The following is an 18,633-nucleotide window of genomic DNA, read 5'->3' as shown; positions in this document are numbered from 1 at the left end:
CAAGTGTGTACGAGCGCTCGAGACCTTGCAGAGATATCTCGAAGCTCAAGAGAAGCAGCTCGAGAAGATCCTCGGAGAGATCCTAGACAACGCGTTCGCGCACTCGGAGCGAGATCGCGGCGACGAGTACCGATGGCCGGGTGCATCTCGAGATCTCGGATCGCAGATGGGGCATGTCGGACGAGGAACTGTCCCGTCTCGGGCCCTTCGTTCGTTTCGGCGGCCCGGGGCCGGCAGCCGAGGGCATGGGCCTCGGGGTGACGGTCGCGCAGGGACTCTTCGGAGCCGGCGTCGGTGCATTCCGGATCGAGAGCGCTCCAGGACAGGGAACGACCGTCTGCGTCTCCCTTACCCTCGCGGACTAGTTCCGGAAGAACGCGTCGGCGCCGCGGCAGATCCGCCGACAGGTCTCGACGAACAGGTCGGAGTCCTCTTCGAGCAGCGTCATGCGAAAACCGGGGTGGGGGCTCGAAAACCCCGAGAGCGGGACGACGCACACGCCCTCGCTGCCCATCAGTTCGTAGGCGAACAGCTTGTCTTTCTCGAGGTGATTGCTCTCCTCCAGCATGTCGAGGTAGCTGCGCACCTCCGCGTTCTTCGAGCGGAGCTTCTCGACGTTGGGGAACCGGTCCGTGTCGAAGGTCGCCGTCAGATAGAAGACGCCGTCGGGAACGATCGGGCAGATGGCGTCGCAGCCCTCGAAGATTTCCAGCGCTTGGCGCGTGCGCGTTCGGTACTTCTCGATTCGCCCCGTAAGAAAATGCTCGAACTCCGGATGCGTGACGATCTTGGGGAAGACCACCTGCGGCAACGTCGTCGAGCAGACTTCGAGCATCTTGCTGATGACGATCGTGTTGAGATAGCCGCGGAAATTCTCGTCGCGGTCTGCATTGTAAACCTCGATCCAACCGCAGCGGCTTCCCGGCCAGGGCAGCTCTTTGCTGACGCCCTTCATCGAAATCGCCGGCACGTCGCCGACGATATCGGCGAGGCGTGCGATCCTCGATCGGTCGAACACCAGGTTCTGGTAGATTTCGTCGAAGATCAGGAAGCAGTCGTGGTCACGCGCGATCCGCACTACGGCCTCGAGGTCCTCGCGGGGGTGGACCACCCCGAGAGGGTTGTTCGGATTGATGACCAGGATCCCCACGACGTCGGTGTTCGTTCGGACCGACTCCTCCAACGCGTCGAGCGCGATGCGACCATTGCGGGAGAGGTCGAGTGGGTACGTCAGGTGTTCGCCGCCGTGGTGCATCGCTTCGGCGGTGGCATGCGACGGGTAGGTCGGGTTCGGGCCGAGCACGCGTGCGGTCGCAGGCAGGTTCGAGAAGATCTTGTTGATTGCCTCCCCGAGTCCGTTGAAGAAGATGACGTCTTCGACTGTGCAGACCTCGGGATTGCTGTAGTGCTCGAGGATGAACTGCCGGGCCGCGAGGTCGCCCTTGCTGGGCGAGTAGGCGTACGTCTGGTCCTCACCGGCCGCGCGCTGGACGACCTCCTTCATCCAGGCGGGCAGGCGCTCGCCCTTGGCGACCGGGTCACCGATGTTCTCCCAGATCATCGGGACGCCCCGCTTTACGATCTCGCCCGCAATCTCGACGATCTCCCGGATTTCGTACCGTAGATGCTCGTCGCCTTGTTTGATCAGGTTTTTGCGCACCTGGGATGTATCGGGTCTGGGCGGCGGAGGATCAACCAGAAACCCGGAGTCTCCTCCGCTACTCTGGTCCCATGGCTCGCACGCTCCCCTCGGACGTCGAGATCATCCTCGGTCTGGATGATCCCGATGATGACGAGGCGCTCCGCGCCCGGGTGGGGCGTGCGGTCGGAGTGAGCTCCGGAGAACTCCCGCCGATCCGGCTCCTGAAAAGCTCGATCGATGCTCGCCAGGGGCGGGTCCGGTTCCGGCTCACGGTCGGAATCGAGGGAGCCGCGACCGGGACAGACCCGGCTCTGGCGCGCGTCTTCGCTGGAAAATCCCCGCGGCCCGTGGACGATCCGGGCAGGGTCGCGATCGTCGGTGCAGGGCCGGCGGGGCTGTGGTGCGCCTACGAGCTCGCCCGGGCGGGCATCGGCTCGACGATTCTCGAGCGGGGGAAGCCGGTGCGGCCGCGCCGTCGCGATCTCCGAGGTCTAACGGTGGAGGGGCACGTCGATCCGGACAGCAACTACTGCTTCGGCGAGGGTGGCGCAGGAACCTATAGTGACGGGAAGCTCTACACGCGTTCCCACAAACGTGGCGACGTGCGCGACGTCATCGAGATCCTCGCGCAGCACGGGGCTCCCGACGGGATTCTGACAGATGCGCGTCCGCACATCGGGTCGAACCGGCTACCGCAGGTGGTGACGGCGCTTCGGGAGAGACTCGAGGCGGTTGGCGTCCGGTTTAGGTTTGATGCGCACGTATCCGACCTACACGTCGATGGCGGGCGGGTGCGCGGTGTCGAACTCGCTCACGGCGGCGGAGTCTCCGCCGAGGCAGTGGTGTTGGCGACCGGCCATTCCGCGCGCGACGTTCTCGAAGGGCTGGAGCGCCGGGGTGTTCGGCTGGAGCCCAAGGGCTTCGCCCTCGGAGCCCGAATCGAACACCCGCAGCCGTTGATCGACTCGATCCAGTATGGCCGCGCGGCCGGACACGCGCGGCTCCCGAGCGCGCCGTACCGCTTGGCGCACGAGGTGGAGGGGCGCGGCGTCTTCTCCTTCTGCATGTGCCCGGGCGGATTCATCGTGCCGGCGGCGACAGAGCCCGACGGCGTCGTCGTGAATGGCATGAGTCTCTCCCGCCGGAACTCGCCGTACGCGAACTCCGGATTGGTGGTGAGCGTGACACCGGAGGACGTCGCTGCCGCGGGTTTCCCTGGCCCGCTCGGCGGCATCGCGTTGCAGCGCGCATTGGAGCAGGAAGCGGCACGGCAGGGTGGAGGTCGCCTCGTTGCGCCCGCTGTCCGCGTAACCGACTTTCTCGCAGGGCGATCTTCGAGCACGCTGCCGAAGACCAGCTACCGGCCCGGGATTGGAAGCGCGGACCTCGACGGCCTTCTCGATGGCACGGGACTCCAGGTCGCCTCTCGTTTGCGAGAGGCTCTCTCGCGCTTCGATCGTCGAATGCGGGGGTATGTGACCGAAGAAGGCGTGCTGATCGGAGTCGAGTCTCGCACGAGTTCTCCCGTCCGGATCCCACGAACGCCCGAGGGACTCGAGAGCCCGGATCTTCCCGGCCTCCACCCCTGCGGCGAGGGAGCGGGCTACGCGGGCGGGATCGTCAGCGCGGCGCTTGACGGGATTCGGGTGGGACGCGCCGTCGCCGAGCGGCTCGGGCGTTCGGGGAGGCGGCCCGACTAGCGACGGAGCTCCCGACTACTCCAGTTCGAGCAGGTCGAGCTGCGCGACGAGGCTCGCGACCACCTCAGCCTTCCCCGGCTCGTCGGCAACGTTGTTCAGCTCGAAGGGATCGTTCTTTATGTCGTAGAGCTCGAGGGTCACACCGGAGGCAGCATCGGTACGGATGAGTTTCCACTGGTGCGTGCGAATTCCGTGCGAGGTGTCGACGCCGGCGGCGTGGCTGAAGTGCTCGATGAGAATCGACTGGCGCCAGCTGCCGGCGTTGCCCTGGGCCTCGAGCGCATCGGAGATCGCCGCGATGGCTTCGTCGACGGCCACGGCCCGCGTGTGTGGTGCGAATGGTGAGTACTCGAGGAAGAAGGGCTCTCCACTCCACGTATCGATGAGCGCGAGCGTGCGGTCGCGCAGGAGGTTCGTCGAATACTCGTGGCGGCGGGTTGGTTCTCCAGCCATGTCGAGCGGTGCGTAGCGACGGACCTTGCCGTTGGTGGAGAGCCGATAGTTGTAATACAGGCCGTGTGTGGCGCCCTACCCGCCGTCATTGAAGTAGACGTGCCACTCGTCCCACCCGGGTGCGTTCTTGCTCTCGCAGATCAGGCGTCGCGAGAGATCCCCCCAGAGCTGTCGCGCTTGCGCGGGCGTCCCGCAGGCGAGCGAGACGTCGGCGACGAAAACGCTCAACATAATAATTGCTGCAGAGCGGAGGCCTCTCATCGAGCTCCATTCGTACTTGGCCTTCGATTGGTAGGCTACGTTCCTGCCACGGTTCGCCCCTGAACTCGGACGAGCGCCCAACAGAAGATCGCTATTTCGCGTCGTAGGGGTGGAGGCGAGAGCCTTGCAAGCGTAGCGTCATAGCGTGAGGAAGACGAACATCAATCGACGGGCCTTTGTTCGGCTGTCGTCGGGAGCGCTTCTGGTCGCCGTTGCAGGGTGTGGCGGCGGCGGAGGGGACTCGAATTCTGCAGATGCGTCCGCGGGCCTCTCTGCGTCATGCGCTTTGCGTATGCTCGAACCGGATTCGGCCCGACTCGTTCCGTTGGTCGATCGATATCTGGCGGAGAGCGGTTCGTCGGCTGAGCGCGAACGTGAAGAGCTCCTCGGCTCCTTGAGCGAACACGGTGTGGATCTCGAAGCGGCGTCGCCCGATGAAGTCGCGGCGGCTCTCGAGGAGGCGATCGACGAGGACTGGCGCACAGGCGGTTCGGTGTTGATTGACGGTTGGATCGTATCGATTACCGAGGCGCAGCTGGTTGCGTCGGCGCTCGCGCCCGAGCCGACGTGCTGATCGAGGTCAGGGATCTGCCGGACGTCGGTTCCGTCGACCTCTGCATCGTAGGTGGGGGCGCCGCCGGGATCACCCTCGCGCGCTCCCTCGTGGGGACGGGTCGTCGTGTCTTGCTGCTCGAGTCGGGCGGCGAAACCGGCGACTCGCGAACGCAGCGGCTGTACGACACGGAAATCGTAGGCACGCCGTATCCCATCGCCGGTTCGCGACTTCGCTTCTTCGGCGGCACGACCAACCACTGGTCGGGACAGTCCCGCGCTCTCGATGTGATTGATTTCGAGGAGCGTGGATGGGTGCCTGGAAGTGGTTGGCCGATCTCGTTCGGTGACCTCGAACCCTGGCTCGCGGAGGCCCACGAAATTTGTGGCCTCGGCCCACTCGATTACTCCCCCGAAGGGTGGGAGAGGACTCTTGGTCCCGACTTCCTCTCCGGGAGCCCGGTGCTGGAGAGCAAGATCTTCCAGCTCAGCTCGCCGATCGTTCGATTCGCATCTGCCTACGGCGACGAGTTGCGCAGCGCGGAGAACGTCTTCGTTGCGGTTGGGGCGAACGCGTCCGAGATCCTCTCGGACGAGGCGGGTCGGCAGGTCACTGGGATTCGATTTCGGTCGTTCGATGGCGTGGAGCCCGTCGTTGTCCGGGCCCGAGCCTACGTCCTCGCCTGCGGCGGCATCGAGAATCCGCGGCTACTCCTCGCATCTGATTCCGTGAGCCCCGGTGGGCTCGGCAATGAGTTCGACAATGTGGGCCGATACTTCATGGAGCATCCGGCATATTCCGCGCAGCGACTCTTGGCGTCGGCGACGTTCCCCGTGCAGGGGTTGAACTGGACACCGGCAGAAGACGGGGAAGGTCCGGGCGTGGCGATTCGCGCGCTCAGTCCCTCGGATGCGGCCGAACGCGAGCACGGCCTTCTGCGGTCCATGCTGATCTTCTTCGGCCGCGATCGGGTCTTGGGTCCGGACGACGACGAAGTGTCGGGGGTCGGGCGGGCCATGCGCGCGGGGCTCTGGAGGGGCGACACCCCCAAGGTGCGTGAGATCTCGGCGACCACGGTGCTCGAGCAGGCGCCGAACCGGGACAGCCGCGTTCGACTGTCCGCGGAGCGCGACGAGCTCGGAAATCGGCGGGCGGTTCTGGATTGGAAGCTGGGAGAACTCGATCGCTACTCGTTGTACCGTGGCGCCCTCGTGGTGGGGGAAGAACTCGCCCGTCTCGGTTGGGCCCGCTCACAGCTTCGATCGTGGGTCCCGCGTTTCGAGCGTCCACTCCTACCCGGTATCGGGAATCATCATATCGGCACCACGCGAATGAGTCGCCGCCCGGAGGACGGAGTTGTCGATGCGGATTGTCGCGTACACGGCCTCGCGAACCTCTACGTTGCCGGCAGTTCCATCTTCGCCACCGCAGGAATCGCGAATCCCACGATGAATCTTGTGGCGTTCGCGCTGCGCTTGGCAGATCACCTGAGGAGAGAGGTGCTCTGAGTCGAGAAGCGTGCTTCGAGTCGGGGTGGACTAGAGAAGCAACACGCTCCGCTCGGCGACCGCGCCACCCAGGGCTTCGAGAGGCGATCGCAGGCTATCTCCCGGACGAATGGCCGGTCAACGTTTGGTTCGGAGGCGACCAGCCGTTCCCGTCCACGTCGATGAAGATCGGGTTGGCGAACGCGAAGGGGGTGAAGCCGGGCGCGAGTTCTTCGTAAGCAGCCGAAGGAGAGCCTGCGGCCTCTACGAACACGAAACTGTCGTGGTCGGCGGTGATGTTCACGGACACGCTTTCGCCGGAGCGGATGGACACGGTATTCCAGAGCTGTCCGTCGATCCAGATCCGAACCTCGTCTACGGGAACCCACGGGGCGCTGTCGACCCGGACGTTCAGGACACCGCTTCGGCCCTCGTGAACGCCGCCCGGCGAGGTTTCTCCGAGCGCGACGCGGAGGATCGGACCGGTCGTCCCGTACACGTGTCCGCTGCGGATGGCGCCGACGATGTCCGCGGGCGTCACGGTCATCGGATCGTCGTCCGTTACGGCGAGATAGGTTCGGGGCAATGCGACCAGTTGTTGGCTGCCGTGGGAGTCGCTGTTGGCCATCGCCACTTTGTAGACGCCCTGGTTCAGCAAGGAGAACCAGTCTCGGCGGGTGGCTTCATAGCCGTCCATCGCCTCGCCGCTGAGGATCTCGATCGCATCGAAGTCGATGTCGCGATGCTCGCTCCCGGGATGCGTTTGCACAAGACTCTTGTTCGACTCGGAGGTCAGCGGCGTATCGGGGTCGAACTCCCGACCGACCGAAAGGTGATCCAGAAACGCGATGTCGTCATCCGCGGTGCTGACGCGAGGGTGATTGAGCTGGAAGATGCTGTTGGGAAACTCTCTCTTGTAGCTGTCGATCACCTGCCCGAGTCGCTTCGCCTCGAAGGGCAGGGTGCCCCCCATGAAGGCGGTGGAGTCCGCCGTCACCGGGAACACGTTGCTGTGGCCGATGGTGGTCGGTGCCTGAGGAGTGCGCACCATCCCCGTCAACTCGACGCCGGGAAAGCTTACGACGCTATCTGCGAGACCGAGGGCTTCGATCGTCGGCTGCAGGTCGGTCGTGATGTTGTGCTCGGTCGGCACGAGGATCTCCGCACCCTGGGCGACGAAGTCGAGGATGCGGTGCTCCGGGAGCAGACTGGAATCGAAACTGACGCCGCTATGCACGTGGAAGTCCGCACCGATCAGACCATCCGAATCGACCGCCCGCGCTGGCGCTTCGATCTCGAGGTCGACCGTGTCTCCTGCGGTGAGCTCGATCGTGGTTTCTTGCATCGAGTACTCCGGCCCGCGGCCCGCTACGACGCGGTAGCGGCCCGGCGCCAACCGTACGCTTCGGGGATCTCGATGGCTTCCCGCGAGGCTGAGTCGGCGGCCTTCGGGCCCGGTCAACGCTCGCACGCCGCCGATCCGGCTGTTCGTGAGCTCGTTTCGGAAGATCTGCGGCTGATTCTCCTTCGTGAAGATTAGGTTCATCGGTGTGCCGCGGGGGAGGCGTAAGGTCGCGACAGCGCCGGTCGACATTCGGCCCAGATCGGCCGCTTCGTCGAGTGTCTCGAGGGTTCGGCGGGTCTCGCTCCACGGCGTGGTGACGACCAGCGTCGCGCTCGTGGCGTGAGCGGGGAGGCGAAACCGAAACCGGCCGTCGGCGCTCGGGCGCACGAACGTCAGATCGACTCCTTCCGCATCTTTGACGGTGATTGCCGCCTCGCCCGTGTCGAGCTGTCCCGTGACGAAGGGCCCGCGGTAGATCCGGTCGGTGATGGAGGCGGCGTCGGCGCGGTCGCCGACGTGAATGGACTGTCGCACCGTGAGGCTCTCGCCCACCTCGAGCTCGAAGAAGCGGCTGCGAAGAAAGCTCAGCAAGCCGGGTGCGCGGCCCCAGGTGTAGAAAGGCTCGGAGAAGATTCCGAGAATGGTGAAGTACTGGCCGCCCATGAGAAAAGGCATCACGGAGTCCCGGCCGCCCTCGGCATCCGTGTGTGTCGTCTCGAGCGTCTGGACCCCGTAGCTGATGGGGGGTTCGATGTGGCGGCTTCCCAGAAGGAGCTGCAGATCGGCCGCGCTCACGGTCGAGACGATCGAAGTGGGGTCGGAGGTATCGACCTCGGGCTGATCGAAGCCCCGTGAGAACGCGCCATCGACGGTGTCGACGGTGAAGGGCGTGAGCGAACCTCGGGGGTGCAGAATGATGTTTCCGAAGATCTGTAAGGGCTCGCCGTCTTCGGTGCGCGTGATCGTCGTGGTTACGGAGAGTGCGCCCGGGGACGTGTCGGTGAACGCGTATCGCGTGACGGTGTCGAGTCCGTGCGCGGGCGCGCGGGTTTCGACCCAGGCCTCCTCGTCGCTGCTGCCGGCGAGGATCTCGCCGGCCGGTGGGATCTTCTCCTTATCCAGGTTGTACACCGGGTGGATCGTGCTCCATTGGTCGTTGGCTTTCGCGCAGTGCCAGAGGTCGACCAGGACGCCGCCGTGGAGCGAGAGATACGTCGGGTGTTCACGCGAGGAGACGACGGCACAAAGAGCGCCGTTCGTGAGGAACCAATCTCCGGTTCCACCGATCGCATCCAAACCCCCCGGTGGAAGCCGTTCCAGGTTCTCCTCCGTGATCTGGCCGGCGTAGAATCCATCCGCGTGCGAGGTGGCGGGGATCAGCAACACGGCGGTCACTAGGGCGAGCAGGAGACGCGGCAAAGTAAAGTCCATTCTCGAGGAGGTCGGCAGTCGTGTCGTCAGTTTAGGACGACGGGAAGGCGGCGATACCCGACGAGTTTCATTGTCGAGCAGGTCGAATCGCATCCTGACCCGATACAACCACGCCGGCGAGGTCGCTGACAACGGCCCGGTCGGCGGGCCGTTTCCTCGCTCGATACGACGTGGCATGTTCGCGCCGGCGTGGAGTTCGGGAAGAAAGCAGTGCCATGATGCGCGGCCTGCTGCGGGCGCTACGGAGTGATCTCCAAGATCGGGGGACAGAATGTCGGCCGCATCGTCCGCGCCAGCGCGCTGGTCCCATCGACGACCGTTCCCCCTCGAATCACCAAATCATGCATGACGGGGACGCTATCACAGGCCCGTCGAGGCGGAACGCCTCAGCGCGGAGCGGTTGCTAACGCCCCCCGGAACGCAGCGAGACTGGGGCGAAATGTCATTGCGCTTCAACGGACCGCGTAGATTCGTACGACAGGGCCGGGGCGTTCGAGGCCGGCGAAGCCGCGAGTGGGGATGTAGTAGGCGTCGAGGGTCTCGAACATCGGTTCGGGGCCGTCGGCGGAGAAAGGGTCGAACTCGGCGAGGAGATCCAGGCGGGGCCGGAGCGCGGTCAGGCTGCCCGGGTCGATCGTCGAAGAGAACAAGGTGTGGTCGTGGGTGACAAGGATCGACGCCCCGGAGCGATCGAGTTCCCCATCGTCGAGCTCGATTCGGACCCAGTCACGGCCGGTGGGCGGCGTCGGTTCTCCCCAGGACCAGAGCACCGTTCCGGCGACGGCGATGGTCGCGTCGTCTTCGGTGTTCTCGTCGAGCCAGCGCGCGGCGTACACGCGCGTATCCGTTAGGGTCGCGAGCCGATCGAACCGCACGGAGGCAATTGTGGGCTCGGCGGCGACGATCAGAGCGAGTGCAGCGAGTGCGGTCGCTCGAGATCGCATCGGAAGCCTCTCGGCGATCCCGGCGAGCAAGCCGCCGACGAGCAGCGCAGCTGCGGGCACGAGCGGTGTGATGTAGCGCGAGAGGAGGGCGGGCGAGAGGCCAAAGACGACCACGCCGAGGAGGAACAACACGGCGCTCGAAACGAGCAGTGGAGAGCGAACGAGGAACGCGCGCGCGACGGCGAACGGCAGGAGCAGCGTCATCACGAGCCCGACGCCGTAGCGCAGGGAAAAGCGAACGTGGTAGCCGATACCGGCTAGGCGGGACGGATCCTTCTCGAGCCCCGGAATTACGGGAATCGCCGGCGCGACCTCCGCCGGTGCGATCTCCGGGAAGACGATGCCGACGATCTTCACGACGCGCTCGAACGTCTCTCCACTCAGAACGAAGAACGGCGACGTCGCCGTAAACACGACCGCAGCGCTGAGTGCGAGCAGCAACGTTCGACTGATCGAGAGCCGCCGCCAACCCTTCTGTTCGGAACCCATGAAGAGCGCGAGCCACGCGGGTACGAATAGAAGAACGGCCGGAGGCTTCATTGCCATGCCAGCGCCGATGACGACGCCGGTGGCGATCACGCGGCCGAGTCGCACTCCGTTCCAGAGTGGCGCCATCACGACCAGTGCGGCCGCGAAGCCGAGTCCCATTGCGATGTCCGGTTTGGCAGAGTGCGAATCCCTTACGTGCAGGAACGCCGTTGCGACGAGCAGGCCGGCGACTAGCGCGGCACCGCCTCCGAGTTCTCGTCGGGCGCCGAGGGCCACGACTGCGACGGTCGCAACGCCGGCGCATGCGGAGAACGCCCGTTCGATCAGCAGCAACCGGTCGGGAGCGGCGTTCAGTAGATGGAGGTAGTCGCCGGCCGGCGCGGCGCCGACGGCCTGGAGTAGATTGAGTCCGAGCTCGCCCCAGACCCAGAGAAGATAGATGTAGGCGCTCGGGATTCCGGGGTGCATCACAACCCACTGCAGATGGAAGATCCCGCTTGCCGGATCGCGGGTCTGGAAGAGGATGAGCTCCTCGTCGGGCCGCGTCATCAGGTGCGGCAGTCCGGCATCCAAGGCCCAGAAGCGGAGAAACGCCGCGAGGGCGAGGAGGAACAGGAAGATGGGAACGAAGATCCGCTGGGGGATCGACATGGCGACCGTGTAACACTCCGAGTCCGGCGGGCGCTATTCGAGTGGCCTAGATGTGCATAACCGGTAGACTCGTCTCTTGCTGGCTTCGTGGCGTGGTCCGCCGTGGGAGCCGATTCCGATCGAATGTCCGAAGACGTCAAAGTCACCGCCCTTGGCCAGTTGCGTCGACTCCTCGGCAGCATGACGGCGCGCCAGGCGATTACGGTCTATCTGGAAGAGGTGGTCGGGACGCTGTTGCGGTGGATCCCCAGCTTGCTCGGGTTCGGCCTACGGTACGTGTTCTACCGCATGCTCTTCGCCGAACTCGGTGGTTTCGGCTACATCTCGCGGAGCGTTCACTTCATCCACTCGTACGGAATCCGGATGGGGCGTAATTGCCACATCAACACCGGGTGTACGTTCGACGGCCGGGGCGGGCTGACGATGGGCGACAATGTTCTCGTCGGGCCAAACGTCGTGGTCGTGAGTTCACAGCATCGATGGGACCTGAGCCCCGACCTCCCGATGATTCAACAGGGGCATCAGAGCGCACCGATTACGATTGGTGATGACGTCTGGATTGGCGCGAACTCCGTCGTGACCCCGGGCGTGACCCTGGCGACAGGGACCGTCGTCGGAGCCGGGTCTGTGGTGACGCGTTCGACTGAGCCCTACACGATCGTGACCGGCGCACCGGCCCGCGTCATCGGGGCACGGCCACAGGCCGAGAAGCAGGCGGGATAGAGCATCCGTCGGCGTTCAGCCGGCGACGATCTCCCGGAGGCGTGCGTGGTATCCGCCTTCGCACGGGCGAAGCTCGGCAGCGCCTTGCTCGACCAACTGAGCGGTTGCTTCGCGCAGGCGATACGAGGGGACTGCCGGCTCGCGGTGATGTGTCGCGTGTTCCGCGAACCCGTACGAGCCCATGAGAAGCCGTTCGATCGGTCCGCATGCGAAGTTTCGCAGTGCGGCTCTGCCGACCCGGGCCGTGCCGTCGTCCGCCACGCCGTGTTCACACAGGGTGCGGAGCGATGCGACGAAGAGCGTGAGTCCGGCCATCCCGTAAATGAAGATCCCGCCCCACGCGAACCCGGCTGCGAAAAACGCGAGGAGCGGGCCTCGATCGTTCGAGAGCGCGACGAAAAACAGCGACGCGAAGAGCGCTCCGTGGACGACCGCGGCGCGTGCCAGCCAAGTGGAGGAGGGGGGCGTCGCAGCGGAGGTGTCTCCGGTCCGCTTCAGTTTCTGAATGGCCTCCTGCAGCGTCAGGCAGCGAACCAGGAACCCGAGAACGCGGGAGCCGTGCAGGTCGAGCAGGTACGCATCCTTGGTGTCGTTCTCTTCACCGACAAACCGGTGGTGGTCCCAGTGGCGTTGCTTGTAGGTATCGAACTCGCCGAGGATGAGCGGGGCCAGAACCCATCGACCGAGTACCTCGTTCCTCGCGCGTTCCTGGAACACGAGCGCGTGCGAGGACTCGTGCCACAGGTTCAACATCCCGTGGAACGCAAGCCCGAACCAGAACCACAGCGGCACGAGCCACGGACTCACGCCGACCCATGCTCCGAGGAAGACCGGACACAACACGAACGCGAGATGCGCGGCGACCACCAGCAGGGATACGGCGTCGGATCGCCGTTCGAACTGGGGCCGCTGCCGGCCGTTCATGCCGCCTTCTTGGCGTCGAAGTCGATGACGGCCGGCGCTCCCGAGAGCTTGTCGACGAGGGACAGGCCGCTGGCGAGTCCGAGCCACACGAGCCAGGGCAATCCTTCGCGGCGAAGAACGCTGGGCGCGTCGTCATGCCGCACGGAGGCCAGGCTCAGCGCGAGGCCCGCGGGGTTGAACGCGCCGATTACGTTGGGACGCGTAAGCCCGGCGCGCTCGAGAGCCGATTCGAGACCACCGGGCGAGAACACGACGGTATGGCGAGGTGCGTGGTAGCCGCTCCACCGCGTTCCGAACACGCGATGCTCGAGGGAACCGGCGGCCGGTGTCTGTCCCTCGAATACGCCGCCCGGCTCGAGGTGGCGGGCGAGCTGCGACAGGGTCTTCACCGGGTCGGGAAGGTGCTCGATCACGTGGTTCATCGTGATCATCCGGCACGGAGGGAGCGCACCGAGGAGATCGTCGACACTCCCGCGCACGATCGTGACGCGGCCGTCGACCTGCTCGATGATCTCGCGGGTCGCACCGATCTCGTATCCGAAGAGACGCGCCGACGCGTCCCGCTCCGCGACGTGACGAAGGAACTGACCGTCACCACAGCCATAGTCGAGGATGACGCCTTTGCCCCCGGCGGGGTCGAGCAACGACGCGAGTCGTTTCCACCGAACGTCGTTGCGCATGCGCACGAGAGCGCCATCGGCCTGCTTGCTGTGGTAGGTGGCTGGGTAGAACGACGCGAGCTGCTCGTCCTCGGGCATCGGCGCCTGCGTCTCCGACCCGCACGCCGAGCACCGCACGTAGGTGGCAACAAATTCGACGCCGTACTCGTGGTCGGGGACACGCGTACGGCCGTCGGTTGCGTTGCTGCCGCAAGCCGGACAAGCCGACAGGTTTTCGGCGTTCATCGGGGGAGTGGACAACGGTCTTTCTCTACACGTAGCGGTGAACGACCACCAGATGGCGCTTGCGCAGGCTATTCGGCGGGACTCCGGCGCCGAGGAGCCCGAGTACCAGCGCGGCCAGCCCTCCGAACGAGACGATCGGTAGGGCGGAACCTCCGGCCACGCACGTCGCGGGGCACCCGTCGCCGTCGATTGGGTTGCCGTCGTCGCATTCCTCGACGGCTTCGACGCACCAATTGCAGCAGGCCGCATCGGTCCCGGCGAGGTGCTGGTGTGGGAGGACCGCCCAGTCTCCTTCCGCGGTTTCGAAGTCCCGGTTCTGCTTTCCGAAGAGCCCCTCGAGCGTCGGGCCGATGCAACTCGCGATGCTGGAAATCGTGTGGCCACCGCCGTCGACTGCGCGGAAGACCGCGGCGGAGGACTCGGCTCCGTCACAGAACGCCTGAAGGGTCACGGTGCCGCTGTCGGTCTGGTTGATGTCGGGGAGGAGCACGGTGTTCGGTGTCACTGAGGTTCCGAGGAAGCCCGTCCCGAAGTCCCGCCTACTCGATGTAGCCGAGGGCTCGCAGGTTCCGCTCGCGTTCGAGGTCGATCTGCGACGAAGCCGGTGTGGGTGTCTGGTTCTGGGCGTTCTCGTAGAACTGGTCTCGGTATGCGCGTACGGCCGTGGCCAAGCGCTTGAACGCGGGGCCGGACGATTCGGGAAGCGGAGCTTTCTCGTCGGGGTCGGTCGCCAGATCGAAGCACTCGGCCGTAGGCTCCCGGTCGACGATGATGCACTTCTTGCTCTGCTGCCGGGATGCGAACTGCCGCCCGACCGACGGCCATCCCTGGGCGTAAACCATCCGGTCCGCCGATGGTGTGGCCTTCCCGGTGAGGAGAGGGGCGAGGCTCTGCCCTTCGGTGCTTGCCGACTCGGAAACGCTGGCGAGATCCAGGACCGTGGGGACGATGTCCACGAGCGAGACCGCTTGACCGTGACGCTCCCCGGCGGGGATGACGTCGGACCAGACGAAGAGAAGCGGGACGTTCAGCACCTCGTCGTACAGCTGCCGGTGCTGGAGGAACCCATGCTCTTTGAACTCCTCGCCGTGATCCGAGGTGATGACGAGAAGGAGGTGCTTGGGGTCGACGTGCTTCGAGATTCCTTCGATCAGCCGGGAGACCTCGTCATCGAGGAAACGAATCTCCGCCTCGTAGTTCAGCAGGCTCCGTCGCGGCTCGATCGTTTCCGACGCGTCCTGCTTGAGGAGCTCGGCGTACTTCTTTGGCGGAACGTACGGGAAATGCACGGCATAGGTGTGCACGAACAAGAAGAAGGGGCGATCTCGATTGTGTTGGACCCAATCGAGTGCGCGGCCAAACGTCCCTGTGGCGCCGCCCCCGTCCGCGATGATGCGCTTGAACTCGTTGTAGTACTCGAAGCCCCGCCAGAAGCCGCTTGGGCCTTTGACGTTGCCGTTCTCTGTAAACGCGGCGGTCACGTAGCCGGCCTTGCGGAGCGACTGCGCGAGGTTCGGAACCTCCGGCGGAATGATCTTCTCGAGCTGGATGGCTTGGTGGGATGCGGGGTACAGCCCGGTGAACATGCTCACGTGGGACCCCACCGTGTTCGAGAACGTGGTGAACGCGCGCGTGAACAACGCTCCGCGCTTGGCCAGGCTCGCGAGGAACGGCGTGGTCTCGTGTTCGTATCCGTAGGCACTCAGGCTGCGGGCCCGCAGAGTGTCGAGTGAGACCAGAACGATCGAAGGTCGGGTGTCCGCGCGTGGTTCGAGAATCGACGGGTCCGCCCAGACCGGTGCCTGCGGTCGGAGGTCGGCAGGGTCGACCGTGGTCGCCGAGAAGCGGAACTGCACCGATTTCCCCGCGACGGGATCGAGCGATATCTGCTGCTCGAACCATCGTCGCTCCGACTCGTTGCGCGCCGGGTCGAGTACGCGTCGAAATAGCGAGATCTGCTTCTCGCCGAACAGGGCGACAACCTCGAACGTGACCGGGGCCGAGTCGATCGACCAGGCCGGCTCCTCGACGCCATAGGCGAACTGCAGCACGGCGCCGGGTTCGATGCGCGTCGGGGGCGTGGAGACGGTTCGATCCGCTACGGGCGGGAGGGCCCAACTCTGCGCGAGCTTGCCGACTTTCTTCGTGGTTGCGATGCCCGCCGGAGGGTCGGTGTCCTTCGTCTTCGGCAAAAGCTCGTAGGTCCACTGTTCGGGAGGTGGTTGCGGTCCACGAATCAACTCTTCGAGGGAGGGAGCGGGGACGGCCGGCGCGGGCTTCTCCGGCCATCCGACGACCGTTCGAGAGCCGGCCCCCGTGTGGGCTGCCGCACGTACGGAACACGTTGCGGCCGACGGGCACACGAGTTGAGCGGCAGTCCGCGGGAGCGCATTCAGAACGGGTCGGGAGACCTCCTGGATCGTCACGCGAGGTGTGTTCTGCGCCGCGACGAAATGCACGACGGGGGAGAGCGTCTTGGGTCCTGCTTCGTCGATGCCATGTGCCCGGGGCGTCGTGAGGAAGGCCAGCGCAACGAGGGAGAATCCGGAGAGCAGAAGGCGTCGTCGCCTGCGGGTCGGCGAGAGACGGATGCGACGACAGACCGGTGGAGCCACGCGGGCTGTGCTAGCATGACCCCGTTGGCCCCGCGAGGTAGCGCGTGCTTCCGCGGCACCGCTCGTGAATCGGAACCGTGTCCCGCAATCGTAGAGAACTCCCGGTCGATGCGATCCTCCCGGCTGTCCGGGCCGGCCTCGAGGCGGCGCGCGCCGTGGTGGTCACGGCACCGCCCGGATCTGGCAAGACGACGCGTGTTCCACCGGCCTTGACGCCGAACGGCTCGGTATTGCTGGTCCAGCCTCGGCGAGTGGCGGCCCGGAGTGTCGCGCGCCGGATTGCCTTCGAAGCCGGTTGCAAGGTCGGTGACGAGGTGGGCTGGCAGGTCCGCTTCGAGCGGAAATTCTCCAAGCGCACGAAGCTGCTCGTCGTGACGGAGGGCATTCTGCTCGCTCGATTGCAGGACGATCCCTTTCTGACCGACTTCCAGACTCTCGTGCTCGACGAGATACACGAGCGAAGTGCGCAAATGGACCTGGGCTTTGCGCTCGCACGTCAGGTGCTTGCCGCGCGAGATGATTTCCGCGTCGTCGTGATGTCGGCCACGCTCGACGCCGACCTCTACTCGGGGGCACTCGGTGGTTGCCCGATTGTGCGCGCCGAGGCGCGGCTCCACCCCGTCGAGGTCGAGTACCGCGACGGCGTCGCGCCGGCCGATGCCGTGCGTGAGGCCTTCTCGGTCGGCGACGGGCACCTCCTCTGTTTCTTGCCGGGCATGGCGGACATCGACCGCACCGCGCGCGCACTCGAGGGCGGCGTGCCCGGAGCGCGCATCCACCGATTGCATGGATCGCTGTCGCCTGAGGAGCAAGACGCCGCGCTTGCGGGCAGTCGCGAGCGGAAGGTCATCCTCGCGACGAACGTTGCCGAGACCAGCATCACGGTCGACGGTGTGACGACCGTCGTGGACTCGGGGCTTCAGAAGGTCATGCGTCAGGACCGTCGGATCGGTCTCGATCGCCTCAGCACCGAGCGCATCGCCGCGGATTCGGCCGAGCAGCGGGCGGGTCGCGCCGGCCGAACGAGACCTGGACGCGCGGTACGCCTCTGGCATCCCGCCCAGCAGCTTCGCCCCGCACGCGAGCCCGAGATTCATCGCATCGACCTCGCGCCGATCCTCCTCGAGCTCTTGGCCTGGTCGGAGGACCCGCGGACGTTCGCCTGGCTCGAGCGGCCGGCGGCCGAAGCGCTGGAGGCCGGTCTCACCCTTCTCGAAAGTCTCGGTGCGACGCGAAGGGGGGTGCTCGTAGACATTGGCCGAACGATGCGCCGGCTCCCGATGCCGCCGCGGCTCGCCCGCGTCTTGATCGAGGCGGGCGGTGGCCGCCGAGCGGCGGAACTTTGCGCGGGACTGTCCGACCCGGCGTCCGTACCGCGTGGCATCGCTGCGACGACTGCGAGCGACGTTCTCTCTCGCCTCGCCGACTTTAGCCGGGCCCCGTTCGCGGTGCGTCGCGCCGCGGAGCAGATCGAACGCGTCGCGGATCGGATCCTGCCGGCACGCCATAGCCCGGGCGAGGTGAGCGACGACGAGTTGCGCCGTGCACTGCTCGCGGGGTTCGCCGATCGTCTGGCTCGAAGACGTGCGCCGGGCTCCGACCGCCTCGTTCTCGCGAATGGCCACGGTGCTCGCCTCGCGAACGAGAGCGGTGTGCGAGATGGCGAGTGGTTGGTCGCCATCGCGTTGCGCGCCGCGCAGCGCGGTACGGGAGCGGAAGCGCTGGTCGAAGTCGCCAGCCGGGTAGAGAAGGAGTGGCTTCCTCTGCCCGAAGAGCGGGTCGAGCACGAGTTCGACTCTCGGCAGGGGCGCGTCCGCGCTTTCCGTCGTCGCCGGATCGGAACTCTCCTCGTGGAAGAGCGCGCCGCGGAGGTCGATCCAGACGCGGCGCTTTCGCTTCTTCGCGACGCCTTCGCGGCACGCAAGCCGTCCGCGCCCGAGCGGCAGCTGCAGACGCGCGCAGATATTGCTGGTGTCGAGCTGGATCTGAATGCGCTCGTTGAGGCCTCGCTGATGGGCGCCACGTCGCTCCCGAAGATTGACTTTCATGCGATGCTTCCGCACGCGGTACGCAAAGCCCTGGATCGGCATGCCCCCGAGACCCTGGAAGTGCCGAGCGGATGCCGCCATCGCCTCGAGTACCGGGACGACGGCGAGATCGTTCTTGCGGTGAAGCTCCAGGAGCTCTTCGGTCTTGCGGACAGTCCGCAGGTGGGCAATCCAGCGCGGGCGATCACACTCTCGCTCCTGGCACCCAATGGCCGCCCCGTTCAGACGACGCGAGACCTGCGAAACTTCTGGGAGCAGACCTACCCCGAAGTTCGCAAAGAGATGCGCGGCCGCTACGCGAAGCATCCCTGGCCCGAAGATCCGTGGACGGCGCCGCCCACGGCACGGACGAAGAGACGCAGCCGGCTTTCCTGAGGGTCGGCGCGCGCTTCGAAGCGACGGGCGAGCGCAACGGCGTCTGGCAGACGGCTGTGGAGTAGGGCCCCGTCCGAAACGCCCCGT

At 65.8% G+C, this 18,633-nt stretch carries 15 protein-coding genes; 6 read left to right on the top strand and 9 right to left on the bottom strand.

The genetic code is table 11. The features are described 5' to 3' along the window. Positions 1-113: 113 nt before the first annotated feature. Entirely contained in the window at positions 114-365 is a 252-nt protein-coding gene (locus tag P8R42_08015) for an ATP-binding protein (protein ID MDG2304591.1), read from the top strand. On the opposite strand, the gene P8R42_08010 is transcribed toward P8R42_08015, so the two are convergent. Further along, entirely contained in the window at positions 362-1,660 is a 1,299-nt protein-coding gene (locus P8R42_08010) for a pyridoxal phosphate-dependent aminotransferase (protein MDG2304590.1), read from the bottom strand. The genes P8R42_08015 and P8R42_08010 overlap by 4 nt on opposite strands. 71 nt (positions 1,661-1,731) lie before the next feature. Between P8R42_08010 and P8R42_08005 the strand changes: the two genes are divergently transcribed. After that, complete coding sequence (locus P8R42_08005; protein ID MDG2304589.1) at positions 1,732-3,342, top strand: FAD-dependent oxidoreductase; 1,611 nt, start codon at positions 1,732-1,734, stop codon at positions 3,340-3,342. A gap of 15 nt (positions 3,343-3,357) precedes the next feature. Here the strand turns inward: P8R42_08005 and P8R42_08000 are convergent, their stop codons facing one another. Together P8R42_08000 and P8R42_07995 are read right to left on the bottom strand one after the other, a co-directional pair. Next, a complete protein-coding gene (locus tag P8R42_08000) occupies positions 3,358-3,795 on the bottom strand; it encodes a DUF4976 domain-containing protein (GenBank protein MDG2304588.1) in 438 nt (145 codons plus the stop codon). 75 nt (positions 3,796-3,870) lie between these two features. Beyond that, entirely contained in the window at positions 3,871-4,026 is a 156-nt protein-coding gene (locus tag P8R42_07995; protein ID MDG2304587.1) for a hypothetical protein, read from the bottom strand. Positions 4,027-4,348: 322 nt separating this feature from the next. Between P8R42_07995 and P8R42_07990 the strand changes: the two genes are divergently transcribed. Then, positions 4,349-4,630: a hypothetical protein gene (locus tag P8R42_07990; protein MDG2304586.1), complete on the top strand. Its 282-nt coding sequence runs from the start codon at positions 4,349-4,351 to the stop codon at positions 4,628-4,630. Beyond that, the gene (locus P8R42_07985; protein ID MDG2304585.1) at positions 4,624-6,117 is read left to right on the top strand and encodes a GMC family oxidoreductase; all 1,494 of its coding nucleotides are present in this window, start codon (positions 4,624-4,626) and stop codon (positions 6,115-6,117) included. The genes P8R42_07990 and P8R42_07985 overlap by 7 nt, the downstream gene beginning before the upstream one ends. A 94-nt stretch (positions 6,118-6,211) precedes the next feature. Here the strand turns inward: P8R42_07985 and P8R42_07980 are convergent, their stop codons facing one another. Together P8R42_07980 and P8R42_07975 are read right to left on the bottom strand one after the other, a co-directional pair. After that, a complete protein-coding gene (locus P8R42_07980) occupies positions 6,212-8,872 on the bottom strand; it encodes a CehA/McbA family metallohydrolase (GenBank protein MDG2304584.1) in 2,661 nt (886 codons plus the stop codon). Between the two features lie 452 nt (positions 8,873-9,324). Then, positions 9,325-10,956: a glycosyltransferase family 39 protein gene (locus P8R42_07975; protein MDG2304583.1), complete on the bottom strand. Its 1,632-nt coding sequence runs from the start codon at positions 10,954-10,956 to the stop codon at positions 9,325-9,327. A 123-nt stretch (positions 10,957-11,079) separates the two neighbouring features. Here P8R42_07975 and P8R42_07970 point away from each other — a divergent pair, with 123 nt between their 5' ends. Continuing rightward, the gene (locus tag P8R42_07970; protein ID MDG2304582.1) at positions 11,080-11,679 is read left to right on the top strand and encodes an acyltransferase; all 600 of its coding nucleotides are present in this window, start codon (positions 11,080-11,082) and stop codon (positions 11,677-11,679) included. Between the two features lie 15 nt (positions 11,680-11,694). Here P8R42_07970 and P8R42_07965 read toward each other — a convergent pair whose 3' ends face one another. The 4 genes from P8R42_07965 to P8R42_07950 are packed head-to-tail and all read right to left on the bottom strand — an operon-like array spanning position 11,695 to position 16,123. Further along, positions 11,695-12,603 carry a fatty acid desaturase gene (locus tag P8R42_07965; GenBank protein ID MDG2304581.1) on the bottom strand — a complete coding sequence of 303 codons (909 nt, stop codon included), beginning with the start codon at positions 12,601-12,603 and terminating at the stop codon, positions 11,695-11,697. Next, on the bottom strand, positions 12,600-13,523 hold the full coding sequence (locus P8R42_07960; protein ID MDG2304580.1) for a class I SAM-dependent methyltransferase: 924 nt from the start codon (positions 13,521-13,523) through the stop codon (positions 12,600-12,602). Before P8R42_07960 ends, P8R42_07965 begins: the two co-directional genes overlap by 4 nt. A 10-nt stretch (positions 13,524-13,533) precedes the next feature. After that, positions 13,534-14,013, bottom strand: a complete 480-nt coding sequence (locus tag P8R42_07955; GenBank protein ID MDG2304579.1) for a hypothetical protein — start codon at positions 14,011-14,013, stop codon at positions 13,534-13,536. 34 nt (positions 14,014-14,047) lie between these two features. Further along, complete coding sequence (locus P8R42_07950; protein MDG2304578.1) at positions 14,048-16,123, bottom strand: sulfatase; 2,076 nt, start codon at positions 16,121-16,123, stop codon at positions 14,048-14,050. A gap of 77 nt (positions 16,124-16,200) precedes the next feature. Between P8R42_07950 and hrpB the strand changes: the two genes are divergently transcribed. Beyond that, on the top strand, positions 16,201-18,546 hold the full coding sequence (gene hrpB, locus P8R42_07945) for an ATP-dependent helicase HrpB (protein MDG2304577.1): 2,346 nt from the start codon (positions 16,201-16,203) through the stop codon (positions 18,544-18,546). The last annotated feature ends 87 nt before the right edge of the window (positions 18,547-18,633 follow it).

The organism is Candidatus Binatia bacterium (genome assembly GCA_029243485.1).
Classification (GTDB): Bacteria; Desulfobacterota; Binatia; order UBA12015; family UBA12015; genus VGTG01.
Note: the sequence above shows the minus strand (reverse complement) of the source record. Positions and strands in the feature narration are given on the sequence as shown.